The sequence below is a fragment of the Paenibacillus thiaminolyticus genome (assembly GCF_007066085.1).
GTDB lineage: Bacteria > Bacillota > Bacilli > Paenibacillales > Paenibacillaceae > Paenibacillus_B > Paenibacillus_B thiaminolyticus.
Genome location: NZ_CP041405.1, coordinates 1,035,053 through 1,051,964 on the forward strand (window position 1 = coordinate 1,035,053; position 16,912 = coordinate 1,051,964).

The 16,912-nt window shown below is 57.2% G+C and carries 17 protein-coding genes; all 17 read right to left on the reverse strand.

Annotated elements, in window-relative coordinates; translation table 11 throughout:
- Positions 1-122: 122 nt before the first annotated feature.
- The 17 genes from chrA to FLT43_RS04720 all read right to left on the reverse strand — a co-directional run bounded on the left by chrA (position 123) and on the right by FLT43_RS04720 (position 16,886).
- Positions 123-1,322 (reverse strand): chromate efflux transporter, encoded by a 1,200-nt coding sequence (gene chrA / locus FLT43_RS04640; RefSeq protein WP_087441987.1) that lies wholly within the window; start codon positions 1,320-1,322, stop codon positions 123-125.
- Between the two features lie 151 nt (positions 1,323-1,473).
- Positions 1,474-2,478: a hypothetical protein gene (locus FLT43_RS04645; RefSeq protein WP_087441797.1), complete on the reverse strand. Its 1,005-nt coding sequence runs from the start codon at positions 2,476-2,478 to the stop codon at positions 1,474-1,476.
- Positions 2,465-3,019 (reverse strand): hypothetical protein, encoded by a 555-nt coding sequence (locus FLT43_RS04650; protein WP_087441798.1) that lies wholly within the window; start codon positions 3,017-3,019, stop codon positions 2,465-2,467. The genes FLT43_RS04645 and FLT43_RS04650 overlap by 14 nt, the downstream gene beginning before the upstream one ends.
- Before the next feature lie 17 nt (positions 3,020-3,036).
- On the reverse strand, positions 3,037-3,420 hold the full coding sequence (locus tag FLT43_RS04655; protein WP_087441799.1) for an enoyl-CoA hydratase: 384 nt from the start codon (positions 3,418-3,420) through the stop codon (positions 3,037-3,039).
- A gap of 104 nt (positions 3,421-3,524) precedes the next feature.
- On the reverse strand, positions 3,525-3,998 hold the full coding sequence (locus tag FLT43_RS04660) for an ABC transporter permease (protein WP_087441800.1): 474 nt from the start codon (positions 3,996-3,998) through the stop codon (positions 3,525-3,527).
- Between the two features lie 89 nt (positions 3,999-4,087).
- On the reverse strand, positions 4,088-6,100 hold the full coding sequence (locus FLT43_RS04665; protein ID WP_087441801.1) for a GTPase SAR1: 2,013 nt from the start codon (positions 6,098-6,100) through the stop codon (positions 4,088-4,090).
- A complete protein-coding gene (locus FLT43_RS04670) occupies positions 6,090-7,970 on the reverse strand; it encodes an ATPase, T2SS/T4P/T4SS family (protein ID WP_087441802.1) in 1,881 nt (626 codons plus the stop codon). The genes FLT43_RS04665 and FLT43_RS04670 overlap by 11 nt, the downstream gene beginning before the upstream one ends.
- 4 nt (positions 7,971-7,974) lie before the next feature.
- A complete protein-coding gene (locus FLT43_RS04675) occupies positions 7,975-8,736 on the reverse strand; it encodes an ABC transporter permease (RefSeq protein WP_244194131.1) in 762 nt (253 codons plus the stop codon).
- Positions 8,737-8,806: 70 nt separating this feature from the next.
- Entirely contained in the window at positions 8,807-9,520 is a 714-nt protein-coding gene (locus tag FLT43_RS04680; protein WP_087441803.1) for a carbon monoxide dehydrogenase maturation protein, read from the reverse strand.
- Positions 9,521-9,540: 20 nt separating this feature from the next.
- Positions 9,541-10,764 carry an SAF domain-containing protein gene (locus FLT43_RS04685; RefSeq protein WP_244194132.1) on the reverse strand — a complete coding sequence of 408 codons (1,224 nt, stop codon included), beginning with the start codon at positions 10,762-10,764 and terminating at the stop codon, positions 9,541-9,543.
- Positions 10,761-12,314, reverse strand: a complete 1,554-nt coding sequence (locus FLT43_RS04690) for a serine/threonine protein kinase (protein ID WP_087441805.1) — start codon at positions 12,312-12,314, stop codon at positions 10,761-10,763. The genes FLT43_RS04685 and FLT43_RS04690 overlap by 4 nt, the downstream gene beginning before the upstream one ends.
- Positions 12,315-12,482: 168 nt before the next feature.
- Positions 12,483-13,571 (reverse strand): SAM-dependent methyltransferase, encoded by a 1,089-nt coding sequence (locus FLT43_RS04695; protein WP_087441806.1) that lies wholly within the window; start codon positions 13,569-13,571, stop codon positions 12,483-12,485.
- An 83-nt stretch (positions 13,572-13,654) separates the two neighbouring features.
- Positions 13,655-14,419, reverse strand: a complete 765-nt coding sequence (locus tag FLT43_RS04700) for an ABC transporter ATP-binding protein (protein ID WP_087441807.1) — start codon at positions 14,417-14,419, stop codon at positions 13,655-13,657.
- On the reverse strand, positions 14,416-14,763 hold the full coding sequence (locus tag FLT43_RS04705) for a thioredoxin family protein (RefSeq protein WP_087441808.1): 348 nt from the start codon (positions 14,761-14,763) through the stop codon (positions 14,416-14,418). The genes FLT43_RS04700 and FLT43_RS04705 overlap by 4 nt, the downstream gene beginning before the upstream one ends.
- On the reverse strand, positions 14,760-15,101 hold the full coding sequence (locus FLT43_RS04710; protein ID WP_087441809.1) for a cyclic-phosphate processing receiver domain-containing protein: 342 nt from the start codon (positions 15,099-15,101) through the stop codon (positions 14,760-14,762). Before FLT43_RS04710 ends, FLT43_RS04705 begins: the two co-directional genes overlap by 4 nt.
- Before the next feature lie 29 nt (positions 15,102-15,130).
- Positions 15,131-16,051: a deoxyribonuclease IV gene (locus tag FLT43_RS04715; RefSeq protein ID WP_087441810.1), complete on the reverse strand. Its 921-nt coding sequence runs from the start codon at positions 16,049-16,051 to the stop codon at positions 15,131-15,133.
- On the reverse strand, positions 16,041-16,886 hold the full coding sequence (locus FLT43_RS04720; RefSeq protein WP_087441811.1) for a DNA-formamidopyrimidine glycosylase family protein: 846 nt from the start codon (positions 16,884-16,886) through the stop codon (positions 16,041-16,043). The genes FLT43_RS04715 and FLT43_RS04720 overlap by 11 nt, the downstream gene beginning before the upstream one ends.
- Positions 16,887-16,912 lie beyond the last annotated feature (26 nt).

A 16,912-nucleotide genomic window follows, 5' to 3' on the forward strand; every position in this document is an offset into this window, starting at 1 on the left:
AGCATTCAGTGATGCCGGCTGGCGCGGCCTCACTGAGAGGAGACAACCGCATGCCCGCGCAAGCCGATACAGGGACGGCAGCAGGTCTGGAAAATACAGGCCGCCGCCGTCCCTTGCTGCACCTATAGCAGGACCGCACCGCATAAGGCCGATACGAGCACGACCGACCATGGCGGGAGCTTCCATGCCATCAGCAGCAGAGAGCCGATCAGGACAATCACAAAGTGGGCCGGGCCCTGTACAGAAGTCGTCCATACCGGATGGTACAGCGCCGCCAGCAGGAGCCCGACCACGGCGGCATTGATTCCGCCAAGGGCAGCTCTTACGCCGCTCCATGTCCGCAGCCGCTCGGCGAAGGGCAGCGCCGCCGCGATAAGCAAATATCCGGGCAGGAAGATGAAGACGAGCGCCACGATGCCATAAAGTGCACCAAGCCAGCCCGGCGCCAGCGAGGCGCCGACGAAGCCCGAGAAGGTGAACAACGGCCCGGGAACGGCCTGTGCGGCTCCGTATCCTGCCAGCAAGGCGGACTCGTCCATGATGCCGCTGCCGCTCAACTCCTCAGCCAGCAGCGGAAGCATCACATGACCGCCTCCGAACACGAGCGAACCGGTGCGGAACATCATGTCCGCCAGCTTGGTGGCCGGGAACGGCAGCGCCGCCGCAAGCCACGGAAGCAGGATACAGCCGGCCCCGAACAAGATCAGCATCATCATCGAGAAGCCGCGCGGCAGCACGAGGGCCGACACTTCGCCGCTTCCCGACGCTTCCGCCTGTTGCTGGGAAGGCTTGCCCAGCAGCAGCCAGCCTGCGGCAGCGGACAGCCCAATGATCGCGAGCTGGCCATACGTGCCGGGTATTGTTAATGCGCCGATGGCCGCCGCCGCCGCAATCGTCTTGCGCAGCGGGTCCGGCGTCAGCTGCGCCGACATGCCGCGCAAGGCGTGAATAATGACCGGAATCGCCACCAGCTTCAACCCCTGCAGCCAGCCGGGAACTTCCCCCGGCAGCCAGCCGATGCCGAACGCGAATAATATCAATAGGCAGGCCGATGGCAGCGTGAAGCCAGCCCATGCCGCAATTCCGCCCAGCCAGCCGGCTCGCCTTATCCCTATCGCCATGCCTAATTGGCTGCTTGAAGGACCGGGCAGCAGCTGGCTCAACGCGTTCATATCCGCGAATTGCTCATCTCTTACCCATCGCAGCCTACCGACATACGTATCCCGGAAATAACCGATATGCGCAGCGGGACCTCCGAACGAAGTGAGCCCTAATTTTAACGCCGTCCAAAACACTTCCCATAGCCGTCCGTGACTTGACATCGCTGCCTCCTGATTCATTGAGATGTTACGCTGCCGCTCCGATCGATAAGGAATATGGAGCGGCGGCAAGACCAGACCTCCGTCTGATTCCTTATTGATATCACGCACTGTACGAATGGCGCAACCGCTTTACAAATATTTAACATGGCGGTTACGGCCCGTTCGGACACGGCCGCGGGAAGTATCCTTGGGCCGCAGCCTCTTTCTCGCTCGCGAAGGTCTCAACGATGGCGTCTCGCGCCCCGCACCGGGAACGGTAATAAATACGGATGCCGTCACGAACCGCTCCATAGACGACGGGACGCTTGACCAAGCGCCCTCCGCCGAACGCATAGTTGTTATAGTAGTGTATGCCCATCGGAAGCCCTTGAATAAATGCGATAATCCCGATATCATCAACCGTGTTGTTCCAATCTTCCTGCCCGATCAATGGAAGCGTAAACGTATACGTGATCCCCAGCTTGCGGGCATGCGTATTGTGAAGATTGATGTAATGGGCCAGATCCGACTGAAGCGTGTTCACGATAGTCGTCCGTCGCACCTGCTCGAACTGGCCGGCATCCGCCAGGAGTGGAATGCGCTGACCCGTTGCTTCATTGACCCGCTCCCGCTTGCCCTCGTACCATCGAGCTGTTGTCGCGTCGAACGCATGGACGTAATCATCCAGGGTGAACGACACGCTGTTCCCCGACGCATCCGCATGAGCATACGGCTTCTTCGAATGCCACAGCGGCTTGGATTCCAGCTCGCCGTCGCTAGTGCGAACCTCGCCGAAAGCATGAATCCAATAGCCGTCATAATCCATCACGGCGATGACGGGAATATGTCCGAGCAGCACCTGCTGTCCGACGGCATCTCCGGACACATCGAAATTCGTGAACAGCGTCTCGTAAAATTGCTCCAAAGCCCGTTCTTTATTGGCGCGGAAATGTTTGAACGAGTCATAACCCGCCTCAAATTGCTGATATTCATTCATGTGAAGCGCAAACGCCGCGTCCTGCACCGCAGCATGGACAGCACCGTCATACATGCGCGTCAGCTCCAGTGCGCCAGCTTGGTCTGCGATCCGCCAATCCTGCAGCAGCATCGCCGGAAAGAAAATGGCAATGAAAAACAGCGCCAGACCGATGAAAAAACTGGAATTAATAGTCTTCATTCCGCACCATTCCTCCGTACGGGATGTAGATGCGCGCCATGTCATCAGGATGTGTGCGGGTCAGGAAGCTGCGAACGAGGGCAGCATTGGTTTCATTCACATTTTTGACGACGACGCGAAAAATATCTCCCGTCTTCAAATAATAGACCCGGTCCGGATCAGTTGCCTGTGCCGATGTGTCCGGGAACAGGACGCGGTTCAAATCATCCGTATAATAAAAATCATAATACACCTCGAAGCGCGCCTGGAAGGTTCCTGCATCCGCCGGATCCGTATGGATAGGATTATATTTTTTGATGCCGTGCTCCATCTCGAGATCGAATACATGTCCGCTTTGCGAGAGCTGCACGTTCAGGTCATTGACCATAGCCGGCGTAATAAATCCTTTGTCGCGAACGGCATCGACAAATCCGGTAACGGACGAATAGGCAAGCGTATAAGCAAGCTGCTCCTGCTGATGATACGAAGCGCCAAGCGGATACAGGAACATTAAGTAACATGCAATGACTGCGGCGAACAACGTTATGATCCCTTTGGCCATACCGGGCTCACTCCTTCCTATAGCGGATCGAAAATCACCTGCTCCAGGCTGCCGTCGGAATGCCATACCTCCTTCATACGATACAAACCGTTCAGCCGGATTCCCGAAGCGTCTATACGGTCCCAGCCCACATCTCGCCCATATTCTGTCAAGCCTACTTGAATCACGGCATCTATCGCGTGAATATGATAGATCGATTGCAGCACGGTAGCTCCCGTGACCGTATAGGTTGCCGGAATTTGCAGCCGGGGCGCGAGATTCGGATTCCGTTCATCGAGAACGCGATCCGCTTCGTCCAGCAGAAGCTTGCGGGCCGTTACCGCATCATGCGAGATCGAGAGCGCCGCCATAAAAAGGATAAAGGCAACCAAAAGGGATATCATGTGAGCGGCATTTTTCATATATAATCTCCCCCCGTCCACAGTTCCGGCCCGAATGGAAGCCATGAAGGACAGGACGCAACTTTGAACCAGAGTTCTGGCGGCCTGTTGGCTGAATTCTCCACTTACTGCTGCTCGAACACGATGCCGCGTGTCACATTGCTCTGGTCCACAATGACACGGGCTTTAAATTTGCCGCTCGGATTTACATAGCTTTCCAGCGACTCCAGGGTCGCCAGCTCCAGGCTTTCGTTGCGCTTCGCGCTGGAGACGGTCCCGTTGTCAAGCACATCTGACCCGTAGTAGGTCCCTTCCGTAATTCCATTCGACTTGTTTTTGCCTGTGATGACGCGAACGCCGAACTGATCCTGCTTATAAAATTTGCGGATGGCGTTCACGACCTGAGAACCGCTTACCGTTGTGTTGTCATAGACGGTGAACGATGCTTTGCTGAGCTCCGTCTGTATAGACGAGAACTCATTTTGTGCCGTCTTCGTCGCCTCTTGGGCGCTGACGAACAGTAGTACGACAATCGTTATCAACGCAATGGTCAAAAAGATTCCCGCCGCTACCTTCAGCGCGGATTGAGCATTATTCATGGCAAATCATCTGCTCCTTTTCCGGATTTTTGTTCTATTGGGTTCTGATTGGCATGTCTGGCTTGGATAGGCCGCTTACTGAGCGGAGGCTACAGCTGACGAATTTGCTCAAAAGACGAGCGCATTTGCTCCGCGCTCATCCAGACGAGCGGTATGACCAAGTATAGAAAGACGAGGGCATACATCGGCGCGAATCCGAACCATTGTCCCCATACCGCTTTGGCATCGATGCTCTTCTCATAATGCTGTTTGATCATTTCCTGCTCATAGAGCCAGTCCTGTTCTACGTCATCGAAGGCTTGATAAAGCGGAATCAGATCGAAGGCCAGTTCGATTTTTTCGACGAAGCGGACAAAGTCCGGGTAAGGAGCATCCCGCTTCAGCTGCTGCAGCGCCGCTTCCGCCCCGCTCTCCCAATTCATGAGACATGCATGCAGCGGCTTCCTGAAATAAATAGAGCTGCGCCCCATCCAGCCCACGATCTGTTCAGCCGTCATGCGGTCGAAGGCTCTCAGCAGCAAGGTCAGCGACTGGAACTGGCTAATCTCCGTCCTCATGTCGATATGCTGCAGCCGGCTCCGGACGTGAAGCAGGACGACCGGGCAGGCATAGGCGGCAAGACTCGCAGCAAGGATCAGCAGCACCTCCCACCATTGGATGCAGCTCCCTTGCAGCCGATCAGCATAGTTCGCGAAGTAGTTGATTAGCTGCCTGGATTTCCGTTCGCTTGCCACCGAGGGGTGATCCAGGAGTTGTGCCTTCCACGTCTCAAGCGCTTGCTGGGACGGCTGCCCGGCAGTGCTGCCAACCATGGCCGGCAGCTCCAGCCCGAGCGCCGTCATCTGCCGCTGCAGCTGATTCCACGCCCCGGAAGCGGCTGTAGACTGCAATAGGAACAGCAGACAGACCCCGCAGCACAGCACGACCGCACCCAAAGCCCAGCGCCGGGCATAGAATTGATCGACCGGCATGTCGTCGTTCGCCTCTCTCAGCAGCCGCTGAATCCGCCGAATCGATGCGGGAGATGTGCGGGCCATCAGTCGCCGTACGAGAAGCTTGACGGCAGGGCGGGTCCAGATACGGGACTCCCATGTCCGACGGGCTCCCACCTCGCCCCGGCCTGGCTGCCAATGCAGTTGCAGCAGCAGCCTGTGGCAGATGAAGACTGTGATGAACACCGTCAGCTGAAGCAGCCAGCCGAGCTTGCTCTCGTAAAATTGCTCCATCAGCGGGAAATAGGCCTTTGCCCAGCGGGCAAGCGGGTCAGCGAACAACACGGGCATGATCGCGATGGCCTGAAGCCCGCTCAGAAAATATTCCAGCCGGGAGCGCATCGTAAATTCCAGATGGATCTCCCTCACGAGCATCGAGATGCCTTGCAAATAGGAGGACCCTTGCCGCTGAGGCGGATCCCCGTATTCGGCCACGAAGCGCGATAATCCAGCGAACAGCTTGAAGTAACGGTTCGGAGCCGCCTCCTCATACGCGGCCAGGGCCGCTTCCGGCTCCTGTTCATCCATCATGTCAAGCATTCGCTTCATGTGGGGCTCCAGCATCGGGTGGCTGCCGTCCGCCGCCTCGGCGATCGCGGCATCGGCCATGCGATGGCGGTGATAGGCTTGCCTCACACTGGCGAAGGCCTCCGCCCCGAGCTTCAGCAGCTTACGTTCGGCGCGTTGGACTATCGCATCCCGGTACAGCCCTTCCGCGACGCTCAATACGAGCAGGAGCATGAGCCATGACAGCACATCCTGATCGAACGAGAGGAATACGATCGCCGCTAACGCAGCCGTCGCGGCGCTGCCGAGCAAGACAGCTGACGTCTTCCGGCGCAGCAGCCATTCATCATACGAATAGAATAGGCTTAGCCGCTGCCGGATTGCGCGGGCCCGGCTCTTCAGCAGCGGCGTCTTTACAGCCATCATATAGAACCGCTGCAGCCCTGCATGCCATGCCGCCTTCATATGTGCGCCCCAAGAATTACTTCGCTGCCGGTATAGATAAGCTTGTCCCGTTTCCAGCCTTCTGCTGATCCTCCAGAGCAGAACACCGATGGCTACCGAGACGGCGGCCAGCCCCATCAGCACAGTACTAACCGGCAATCGCCATCCCTCCTTCTTCAGTCAGCCATTCGCGGAATCTCCGCTTGTCCTCGGCCGTCATTTCCCGCTCCATTGCTTCCGCCTGCCGATCGGATAGCGGATGAACCAACCAGTACCGGCCTTGCCGGTATTCGACGATATTGCGGTATTCGAACGCGCGCGTTCGGCCAAGCCGGCGGTGCAACTGCTCGGAGGACAGAATGTAGCGCTCCCAAGATACACCTCCGCCCCCGCTCTCTGCGGCCGGCGGCATCTCCCCCGGCTCCGGATCCGCCATTGGGATGCACTCGGTGATCCGCTCAATATACCGCTTCCCGTCCGCGTCCCGGGCCAGATGCACATCAAAATGGATCACGCCGCTAACCTGCTGCTCCGCAATCGCTTCGTTGTGGAACATTCCGCTTTTAAGCAGCGAGTTGCGAAGCGCGAAAATAAGATCCGTAAATGTTTTGGCGTGATGCGTGAAGACGGTGAACAAGCTGGCGACCTGCGCCATTTGAATCATCCAGGCCGCGATCGGGTCGGTAGCAACTTCACCGAGTATATGCACCGTGCCATCCGTTTTCTTCTGCACGTCCAGCCCGGCCTGACCGGAAATGCGCTCGGTCTCCCTGAGCGAGACAATATTCCGGTGCGGGTACAGTCGCCGCAAATGGAGCTCGAACGCCTGCTCCTGCACGCGAAGCGGATAGAAAGGGTAGATGGACTGGACTAATGCCATCAAAAGCGTCGTCTTCCCCGATCCTTGCGCACCGGTAACAGCCGTCACCCGCGCTCCCTTCATTAAATAAGTAAGCAGAGCGATCGGCAGCTCGGCGTTATTATCCGTAATTAGCTGCGAAAGCGTGACCCGGCTCGTATCGAATTTGCGGATAAAGAAGCACCATGATTCCGCAAAGGGCGGGCGAAGAACGACAACCCGCGAGCCGTCCTTCATATGATTGACCCGGTAGCCATCCGCTTCGGTCAACGGGCCGGGCGATTGATATTTGTAAATGTTGTGGCACACCCTGCGCAGCTCTGCGTCGCTGCCGAAGGAAAGAAACGCAAAACGAATCGATATCCCTTTATAAAAAATCCATACGCTGTCGCAGGCTCTGATCTCCTCTTTGTCCCCCGATTCCGGCTGCACCAAAGCGGCGTACGGCGTGCCGGCCAACACCTCAGGGACCCCGTTAATGCCGCCGGATACGCCGTCAATGCGCATATCGCGCATCTCATCAATGACCGAGAACCCTTTATACCGCTGATACAGACGTTGAGCTACAATCCGTATCCGGTCCCGGTGTCCGAACGGCAGACGCTCCATTCGAAACGCCGCGTCGACATCCCCGCTCGTGACGACATAGCCTGATTCGTCCTCCGCAGATGGAGTAACTTTTAATTCATCCCACTTGTATGTCCGTATCAGTTCATCCAATGCTTCGTACCCGTAGCGTTGCTTGTATGCATACAGGAGCAAATCAAACTTGTCCTGTACAGTCAGCAGAGCCGGACTGTTGAACGAGATAAGCCGCTCTAGCTCATCTGCCGCAAGCTTGATATGCTGTTCGATAATGTCGACAATCCACTCTTTAATATATTCCTTGGCCGCAGGCTCGCCGTTGTTGCATGCTTTCAACGCCTTTTTGAGCGCCAGCCGGCGCGCTGTCTCGCGCCGGAACTCCTCTTCATTCGCATGGACATCCATCAGAATGTCAGAGGTCCACGTTATGAAATACTGCTTCACGACAGCGTCCAACCTCTCCCATGTCCAATCCTGCGGCTTGCCCGCACTGGCCGCCTTACTTCCCTTGCTGCGCAGGCGCAGCCCCAACCCGATAAGCGTGCCCGCAGCAATGGCCGCGATGAGAATTCCGTTCCAGAACATGCGCTCACCCCGCTTTACCTGGATCGGAACGCGCTATCGCGCCTGACTCCGCCATGAGCCATTCCGCCAGCTTCTTGTGATGATGGGCGAATCCATTCCGCTGCTTGCGCTGCGGCTTCATGAGCTGCTGAATATACCAGGCAAGCAGCTTGCCCTCGTCTGCGGCGTTCCGGAAACCGGCGGAGTACGGAATCATGAACACGGGTGCCTCCGGCCTGTATTGACGCCGAATCCGGATATCATTTTGCCGGATATCGTCATCATACATGCCTAATATATAGGCAGAGACGGGAGAGCCCTGATCGCGGAAGGCGGCATCCAGTGAAGAACGCTGTTGGCTGGCAATGAGCAGCGTCCCATGGGCCCGCGCCCCGACAGACTGCGCCATATCGTCATCTTCTCCGCCTGCATCCCATAGCACGATATCGTACCGTTTCTCCGTCTGCCTCATTATCCTCTGTATCCAGTGGCGCAGCTTGGCTCTGCCAGTCGATCGTTCATTTTCGTCGTCAAAACCCGGGAGCATATCGAGATTGCGCATGACGGGAATCGTGAAGGACACGAGGAGATCATCCTCCGCCTGTTGATGCTCCAGCATGCGAAGCAGGTTGCTCCAACCGTTCGGAGTGGTGCGATAATGAATCGAAGACGCGGCCTCCGGCTTCGGCAGGAGCGCCTCCAGGCCTCTGCCCCGCCGCTCGGCATGAATGAGCAGCACGCGCAGCTGGCAGCGCCAGGCGAGCGTCATTCCCAAGCATGCCGTCAAGGAAGTGCCTCCGCACATTCCCCGTCCTGCCGAACGTATCATCCAATGCTTGCATAGCGGCATTTTTGCATTACCATCCTTTCGTCGTGTCCTTCAGGCATTTTCTCCATTCTTTGTCTGCCAGCGGACCTGCGATCCGTTCCGCCAACCCGCGCCATGCTCTTTTCGTTCCGCGCGCATAGGCCTGAAGGCACATCGTTCCCGCATGCTCCTGATCCATCTTCGCCGTCCAATCCCGTTCGTCTTCGGGAATGACTACCGCATCCTCCGACCAGCACTGCTCGAATCCCGGCTGATACAGTTCTTTCACGAATTCGAGCTCGGACTCCGGCTCCAGGGAACGGAACAGCACCGGAATGAATGCGAGCGGTTCCCCTTCCTGATTGCGCTGGAAGGCAGCCAGCCATTCTTTGTTCTTCGCGATGTGATAGCTCTCGACAGTCTGGCAGAGGAAGCGGCAATCCGCTTCCGACCATTGCGCGGGAGCAAAAAATGCAGCTGAATCCGTATCGATGAGGATATCATCATAGCTCGGCGGCGCCTCCTCTTTCCGCTCCAGTCTCTGGAACGCGTCCTTCCAATTCAAGCATCCGGTCAATATGTCGAACCCATTCCAATTGAGCGGACTCATGGTCGGGTCCGGTCCGGCAACCCGGTACGCGCTCCATTGCGCCTGGGTCCCGTCAATCAACAGTACTTTTCGCTGCAACCGGGCAAGCAATGTGCATACCGCAAATAGATGCTCACTCTTATCCACGCTTCCGATAAATACCGCGCTAGACATTCGTATTCCCCCTATCTTCTTCACTTCCGCTTCTCCCGTTGGCGGCGGTCAGGCTCGGAAAAGATCGATTCGTGCTCCGTCGCATTTTCTGTATGATTTCCGGAGCCGCCTGTTCCTTGCTGCGACTCCTCCTCCGGAATGGAATGAACCGGTTCATCCGGCGACGGGGGCTGCGCAGGCCTTCTGTCCGGCTCCTTCTCTGTTCCCGCGCTTCCGGGAACCGTATCCGGCAGTGGCCGCGGCGTGTCCTGGGTCAACCGTTCTGTCGACGTGCCGCCCTTCGGACCGACGAACGGCGAATTCCTTACCGCCTCCGGCGCTCTTCCCGTCAGCGGAGACGCTCCGGCGGGATGAGCGGGAACGGGGTAACCGGCCGCTTCTTGCGTCACTTGTTCAGGTCTCATTCTTACCCCGCCGGAAGTGTCCCGCTCGGCGGCCTTGTCGGCCCATGCGTTTTCCATCTGTTCCCGAAGACGGGACATTAACGCCGTCTTCGCCTCCTTCGCGATATTCGGGTTCGATTGCATGAGCTTCAGCACCTGTTCATTGGGCGGATAATTGACTGCCGCATCCTTTTGCAGATGAGGTTCGATATACCGTAATGCATAAATCTGACCTCCATGCAAATAAGCGTCCACACAGGCGCTGGAGAACGACAACCGTTCGCGTTCATCCATCTGCAGCCAGATCGTGGGCTCCTGCAGTTCATGAACCGCCTTGCGAGACAGGATGACATAATCTTGGCCATCCGGGAACCGGATGCGCACATCAATCGCATCGCGCTTGCTCAACAACAATGGCAGTTGAATGACCGCCGTCTCCACCCAGCGCATATCATCCGCCAGCCGCGCCTCTTCATACAGCATCGAGGCGAGCACCGGAGTTTTGGCAGATACATCGATTTTCAGCACTTTGCCGACGGCGTCATCCACCTCGCCCACCTGGCCTGCCGGAGCAGCCGATTCCGCGATCTCCCTCCGCTTCAGATCGGCCATGCTGATTCGGGTCCCGGCTTTGAGCGGCCGCTCGAATGCCCATATCGTCGCCTGCTGCTTCTCCCGTTCCGCCGCCAGCCGCTCCAGCCGATCGAATTCCTGCTTATATTCGGCTTCCACTGAAGACCGCAGCGCGAATAATTGGCGGTCGGACCACCACAGGCAGAACCCGAACAAGATGCCTGCTGCCGCCGCACCGCATAGAGCGGACCACGCCATTTGCTTCCTTCTCCGTGTCCATCGTCTCAACTTCGCACCTCTCCTTTGCCAAGCTTCATCTCCTTCATCCATCTTCCGAACCGATTCAGCCATCTCCTGCCGGTACGGCCCGACCCTACGAGCTCTTCCGTCCAGCGCAAGGCATCCTCGCTCCACTCGAATGGATTCGGCTGATGCGGCAGCTTCGCCACACCTCTGCAACGCCCGCGGAGCCAAGCCGGCCGCCAGGCAGGATAGGCATCCGCATGTGAGATGGCTGCAATCCAATGCGTGCATTGGTTCGCTTCGAACCTTCGGGCCGCCTCGCGCAGCTCTTCCCGGCGCCAGGGAGACGCGCTGCCGACGAGCACGGGAATCTGAGCCCGCTCGAACTCCTCTATCCGGCGTCCCGTTGCATCCGCTCCCGTATCAAGCACGACATATTCGTACCGGCCAAGCAAATACGGCAGCAGATTGCCCTGCGTCCAGCGGTAGCAGGTCACGCCATGAAGCCGAACTCCTTCGGCATCATCTCCCGCCGTCTTCCGGCTGTCCATCGCATCCGGCTCTTCGCCTTCATAATCCGCATCCAAGGCGCGAATGACCGCACCGTCCGCCTCATCCCGGGCATCAACGTAGGCTGCCCTGCCCAATTCCCCGGCAGACAGGTGATACGCGCACATGAGCGCCGCATGCGTCGCTCCGATTCCGGAGGAAGTGCCGTGAAAAGCAATCACTACGCCGGCGCCAGTCCTCCCGGCAGCATAAGGAGAAGCGTTGATGCCCACTGTGGAAGGAGTGTCCCCCGCAGCGAACGGCCTTAATACTTCGAGCAATTCCTGTGCCGATTGATAGCGATGTTCGGGACGGATGGCCAGCAGCTTGACGAGAACCGGAAGGAAGCCGGCCAGAACATCATCGGCCAAACATTGCGGCGGAATCGGAATCTCTCCCTTCCAGCGGCCATCTGACATCATATAGGCCAGCAGAGCGCCTATCCCATACAGATCAGTGCGGGCATCGCTCTGCTTGCCCTCGTACTGCTCCGGCGCGGCGAACCCGACTGTGCCAAGCTTCACTGTATCGTGATCCTTGTCTGCATCGACGTTGCGGGCGATTCCGAAATCAATCAGCTTCACCTGGCCCTGCCGGCTCAGCATAATGTTCGACGGCTTCATATCGCGAAAGACAATTGGCGGATGCCGGCTGTGCAAATAAGACAAGGCTTCGCAAATCGGCACCGCGTAGCCGATTGCCTCGGTGAACGTAACAGGCCGCTCCCGCATTCGTTCTCCCAATGTCACCCCCTCGATATATTCCATGACGAGATAGGCTCTTCCCGACGCGTCGGGCGGATAAAAGTCAACAATCAAGGGAAGATGCGGGTGGCGCAAAGCCGTCAGCAGCCTTGCTTCATGCACGAGCTGCTCCATATCCCTGGCCACGGGCTTGGAAACCTTAATCGCCCACTGCTTCGAAGCCAGCCTCTCGTCTTCCGCCAAATAGACGGAACTCATCCCCCCGCTTCCGAGCAATCGGACAATGCGGTACCTGCCGTGCAGCAGTTGACCCGGCTGCAGGCTATATCCATGTTCCAGCAATGCAATCCCCCCCAGACAACGCAAAAAAGCACCCTGAAAACGAACCATCGTTCGTAATCAGGGTGCTTCCCTGTGTGCACGCTATGTTTTGATGCTAGTGTATAAGATTTGTAGCGGCTTGTCCAGCCTTATTTCGAAAAAGATCGTGCCACTGTACATTTAGTATCATTAATATTTCATCATATAAAGTGTAATCTCGTCCCGATTATGGAACAACTGCTTCGCCCGGATAATTTGGGCATGCTCGGCATACATGGCAGTTACATCGCGAATCGTCTGCAGCGGCTTTTTGTGCATCAATTTTACGGTGACGAGGATCGTTCCCCCCGCAATCACGCCGTCCAGCAAGCGGATAACCATCTCTGCCGTCGCTTTGGGGCTCCAGCTCATATCGCAGACGAGCAGATCGAACTCATTCGGCTCCACCGGGACATCGGCAGCATTCCGCTTCACATACGTCAACTGCGGGTGCCCTATCAAGCTCGGATGCATTTTGGCCGGGTCGATCGCGGTAACATGCACTCCCCGCTCCAGCAAGAGGCTCGTCCAGCCTCCCGGCGCGGCGCCGACGTCCAGTGCATGCCGATAAGCAGAGTAATCGAGACCGAATGTCCGTTCCGCTTCCAGCAGCTTGAACTTGGCGCGGGAGATTTGCCCTTCCTCCCTCTGGAACCGCATCGCTCCGCCGGGCCAATCGGATCCCGCTTCCGCGGAATTCATCATTCCTGCATAGATTGCATCCTCGCTAATCACAACAGATACGATAATATCCGGTTCGGCCAGTACTGTCTCTCCTCCAATCCGTTCGATTACGGAGAGGAACGCCTCCCGGATCGCCTTATCTTCCTCTGTCCTCGCCCCGCCGGACCGAACATGGACGGCGACCCGCATGCCGCTGCCGGCTTGGAGACCGGAGCCTGCGGTCAACTTCTCCAGCCACAAGGCGCACATCGCTTCCAGTTCTTCTGCCGGACCATTCGCGAGCCCCTCCTCGCGCTTGAGCGCCAGGTGCACCGGCTGAATATGCCGGCCGAAGATCGGCGGCTCCTGCTGCCATCGTTCCATCGCTTCAGCGGAACCGGCTGGAAGCTCCATCAAGGCCATCTCGCCGGGAACGAGCATGCGGCTCTTCAACTGACCGAAGCTTCTGCGCAGCTCCTCCTGCGCATACGGGATATAACCGTGATTGGAGGTGACAATCCAATGGGATGACGGTGTATAATGTGACTCCAGAATCAATTCTTGTACGGATTCCACGTGGGCAAACCTCCAGCTTTGTTGCGAATATCAATCGCTATATTGAACATCATTGCAAACATATAATTTCAAAAAGACAACGCTCACGGAACCCGTATCCATGGTCGATCATTCGTCCAGTCCACCTGGACAGGCATATCGAAGGTCTCCGAGAGCAGCTCCGGAGTCATCACCTCGCGCTTCAGCCCGGACGCGACCATCCGCCCCTCATGCAGCAGCGCTACATGCGTGAACAGCGGGATAATTTCCTCCGAATGATGCGTCACATAGACAATCCCGAGATCGCGTCCCGAGAGCAGCGCCATATCTTCAAGCAGCTTCTCCCGCTCATAAATATCGAGGCCGGAGCACGGCTCGTCCATAATAAGCAGCTCGGGATCGCCCATCAATGCGCGGGCAAGCATAATTTTCTTGCGTTCCCCTTGCGAGCAGACGGCAAGCGGCTGATCCGCCAGACGGCCAAGATGGAATTCCTCCAGCAATTGCTGGGCCCGCTCCTTCACTTCCTTCGGAATCTCCTGATAGAAGCGCAGCCAAGCGAAGGCACCGGTCGCCACCACTTCCCACACCGGGTCGCGCAGCGTTAATTTTTCGACGAGCGATTGACTAATATATCCGATCCGTTGTCTCACTTCTCTTACATCGCACTGACCATATGTATGACCAAGTACGCGGACGGTTCCGCTGGAAGGAAATTGGTAGGCGGTTATCAGTTCAAGCAGCGTCGTCTTCCCGGATCCGTTCCGTCCCAGCAACACCCAGTGCTCCCCAGGGTTTACGCTCCAGTTCACGTCATCTAAAATGGTTCGCTCTTCTCTCTGGAACCTGATCTGTTCTAGCTGTATCACAGCAATCCCCCGCCTTTCAATCGTTCATACATATAAGTTACCGAATGAAATGCATAAATCTTCTCCGGCCCGCTCTCCCGTTCCGCCGTGTCTTCTCCCCAGAGCAGAAGACAAGGGACGCTCTCGATGCGATGCGCCTGCACCAGTTCGGCGGCATCCAGCACATTGACCGAAGCGATCGCAAGCTGTGAATAAGATTGCTCCAGTAGAGCCAGCATCCGTTCAGCAAGCCGGCACGTCCCGCAAAAGGGGCTGTACACATAGAGTGCCCGCCGGCTTCCTGCAGCCGTGACCGGACGACCTGGCATAAAGTGCTGAAGCTCTTGCCCGCGGACCGGGTTCACTGCTTCTCCATCCTAACCCGCTCCAGCGTATCCCAGCCCATGGGCCCGTTATGAAGCTTCACGGAGTCCGGCTTATGCTTATACAGCTGCTGGTACATCCGTTGTCTCCCTTCCGGGCAGGAAGTATGGAGATAGATTTCCTCCTGCGGATAAAGTCCGCGGCGCACCATTTCCAACACAAGCTCCGTTCCCGTGGGCTCGTCCGGCCCCAGATCATGATCTAGCGATAAAATACCGACGTGCTCCTCTTCCAGAAGCAGGAGACATTCCTCCATATTCCGCGCCAGCACGAATCCGTCCGGACAGCGCCGCCAGTCGTCCAGGTAGACATGAATCATCGCATTCCCTCTTTCCCTTCACCATGAAATCATTTGTTGCCGGCCCGAACTGCCTGCTTCAGCCTGTTCCACTCGGGAACATGTCCGTATTGTTCGCTGCCTGGCGTCTCCAGAATGAGCGGCTTGCCGCAGATCCCTTCAGCCATCGCCAGTCGGGCCAGATCCTCAATGCCGATATGCCCGTCTCCCAGATTAGCGTGACGATCTTGGCGCGAAGCATAGACTTCTCTTGAATCGTTCAAATGAATGACCTGCATATGCGGCCAATAACCAAGCTCATGCCCTTTGGCAACGAATTCATCGGTCTTGGACGGATCCCACAAGCCGCTGACGAACGCATGACAGGTATCGAAGCAATAGCCGATTTTGTCGGAATAGCGGCTTAACTGCCTGATCTGGATAAGCTCCTCCAGCGTTACTCCGAGGCCGCCATGACTGCCCGCCTGATTCTCTAGCAGAAGCCGGGCGCGCCCGTTCCAGACGGCAAGCACCGTATCGATCGTACGAATAATGTTCCCGTAGGTGCGCAGCAGAAGCTGATCACCGTCGGACTTGCCTTTAAACATACCGAAATGGACGACCGCTCCAATCGATCCGCAGGCTTCCGCAATCATCAAATCATTCAACAGCGATTGCACCGTCGCTTGGAACCGCTCTGGCGCCAGTTCGGCATCGACCGCCAGATTCGTCGGATACGGCGTATGAACGACGGTCTGAATCCCGTGACGTTCACATATCTCCCGAGCCGCCTCCGCCTCATCCTCGTAGCCGAGCTTGACGGACAAGCCCCTTGGGTTCTTACTGAAATATTGATAGCAGCCAAGGCCAAACGCCTCCTGCAATCGGACCGCGTCACGCGCGGCATGGCTATACCCGCCTCGCAGCGACAAATGACAACCGTATTGCAGCGCAAAGCTGCCGTCTCCCCTCCCTGGGAGACTAGGATTCATCCACTGGCGGCAGCGGCTGGCACTGCGGACAGAAATACGCGGGCTTCCGCTGGATCTGCATTTCTTCAATCGGCGTGCCACAGCGCGGGCAAGGCTCCCCTGTCTTGCCTGCAATTCCCCATGAGACTGAAGCCGTACTGCCGTCAGCTGCCGCTCCGCTCCCATCCTGCCGCTCGATCGCTTCCTGAAGCACATGAATCATTGATAAATACAACCGGTCAAGCTCTTCTTCCTGCAGCTGATCAACACGCACAGAAGGGCGAAGCCCGGCGGCGAACGCGATGTCATCCGCATACCGGCTGTCAATTCCGGCCAGCAGCGCGGGATTCATCAAGGCCGCCTTCAAAGTCGACCGCCGCTTGGCGAACCGTTGGCGGAACCGTTCCGCCGTCAAGTGGCGGGACAATGGATCAGGACCATGCTCCCGCTGCTGTTGATCCAGCTCTTTCGCCGTCAGCAGCAACAGCTGAAGCGACCGCGACTTGACCACGGTCACCGCCACGCTGTCCAAGCGGAGCGAAAATGAAGGCTTGCTTGCGCTTGCGGCCGTTTTCAGTTCCTCGTCCTCCGCACCGGCTTCGAGCCTGTCAATATGAAGATCATCCTCCTGGCCCAACCGCAGCACTAGGCGCTGACCATTATCCAGATGAAAAATAAGATCCGTCCCTCTTCGTTCCACAAATAAAATTTGTCGGCCAAGAGCCTGATCATGCATACGTTCCATTTCCACGTTCAGCCCGGATTGGCGCTGCATATCCAATGTGCGGATACGTTGGCCTACCGTATGCTGATCCAACCATCTCCGGTAACCTTCGATCTCGGGAATTCCCGGCATCGAGCATCTTCCTTCCTATGTCTATA

What these genes read in the sequence shown, in the direction of transcription:
- chrA (WP_087441987.1), bottom strand. Translation starts at nt 1,322, where the DNA reads ATGTCAAGTCACGGACGGCTATGGGAAGTGTTTTGGACGGCGTTAAAA.
- FLT43_RS04645 (WP_087441797.1), bottom strand. Translation starts at nt 2,478, where the DNA reads ATGAAGACTATTAATTCCAGTTTTTTCATCGGTCTGGCGCTGTTTTTC.
- FLT43_RS04650 (WP_087441798.1), bottom strand. Translation starts at nt 3,019, where the DNA reads ATGGCCAAAGGGATCATAACGTTGTTCGCCGCAGTCATTGCATGTTAC.
- FLT43_RS04655 (WP_087441799.1), bottom strand. Translation starts at nt 3,420, where the DNA reads ATGAAAAATGCCGCTCACATGATATCCCTTTTGGTTGCCTTTATCCTT.
- FLT43_RS04660 (WP_087441800.1), bottom strand. Translation starts at nt 3,998, where the DNA reads ATGAATAATGCTCAATCCGCGCTGAAGGTAGCGGCGGGAATCTTTTTG.
- FLT43_RS04670 (WP_087441802.1), bottom strand. Translation starts at nt 7,970, where the DNA reads ATGTTCTGGAACGGAATTCTCATCGCGGCCATTGCTGCGGGCACGCTT.
- FLT43_RS04680 (WP_087441803.1), bottom strand. Translation starts at nt 9,520, where the DNA reads ATGTCTAGCGCGGTATTTATCGGAAGCGTGGATAAGAGTGAGCATCTA.
- FLT43_RS04710 (WP_087441809.1), bottom strand. Translation starts at nt 15,101, where the DNA reads ATGATTCATGTCTACCTGGACGACTGGCGGCGCTGTCCGGACGGATTC.
- FLT43_RS04715 (WP_087441810.1), bottom strand. Translation starts at nt 16,051, where the DNA reads ATGAATCCTAGTCTCCCAGGGAGGGGAGACGGCAGCTTTGCGCTGCAA.
- FLT43_RS04720 (WP_087441811.1), bottom strand. Translation starts at nt 16,886, where the DNA reads ATGCCGGGAATTCCCGAGATCGAAGGTTACCGGAGATGGTTGGATCAG.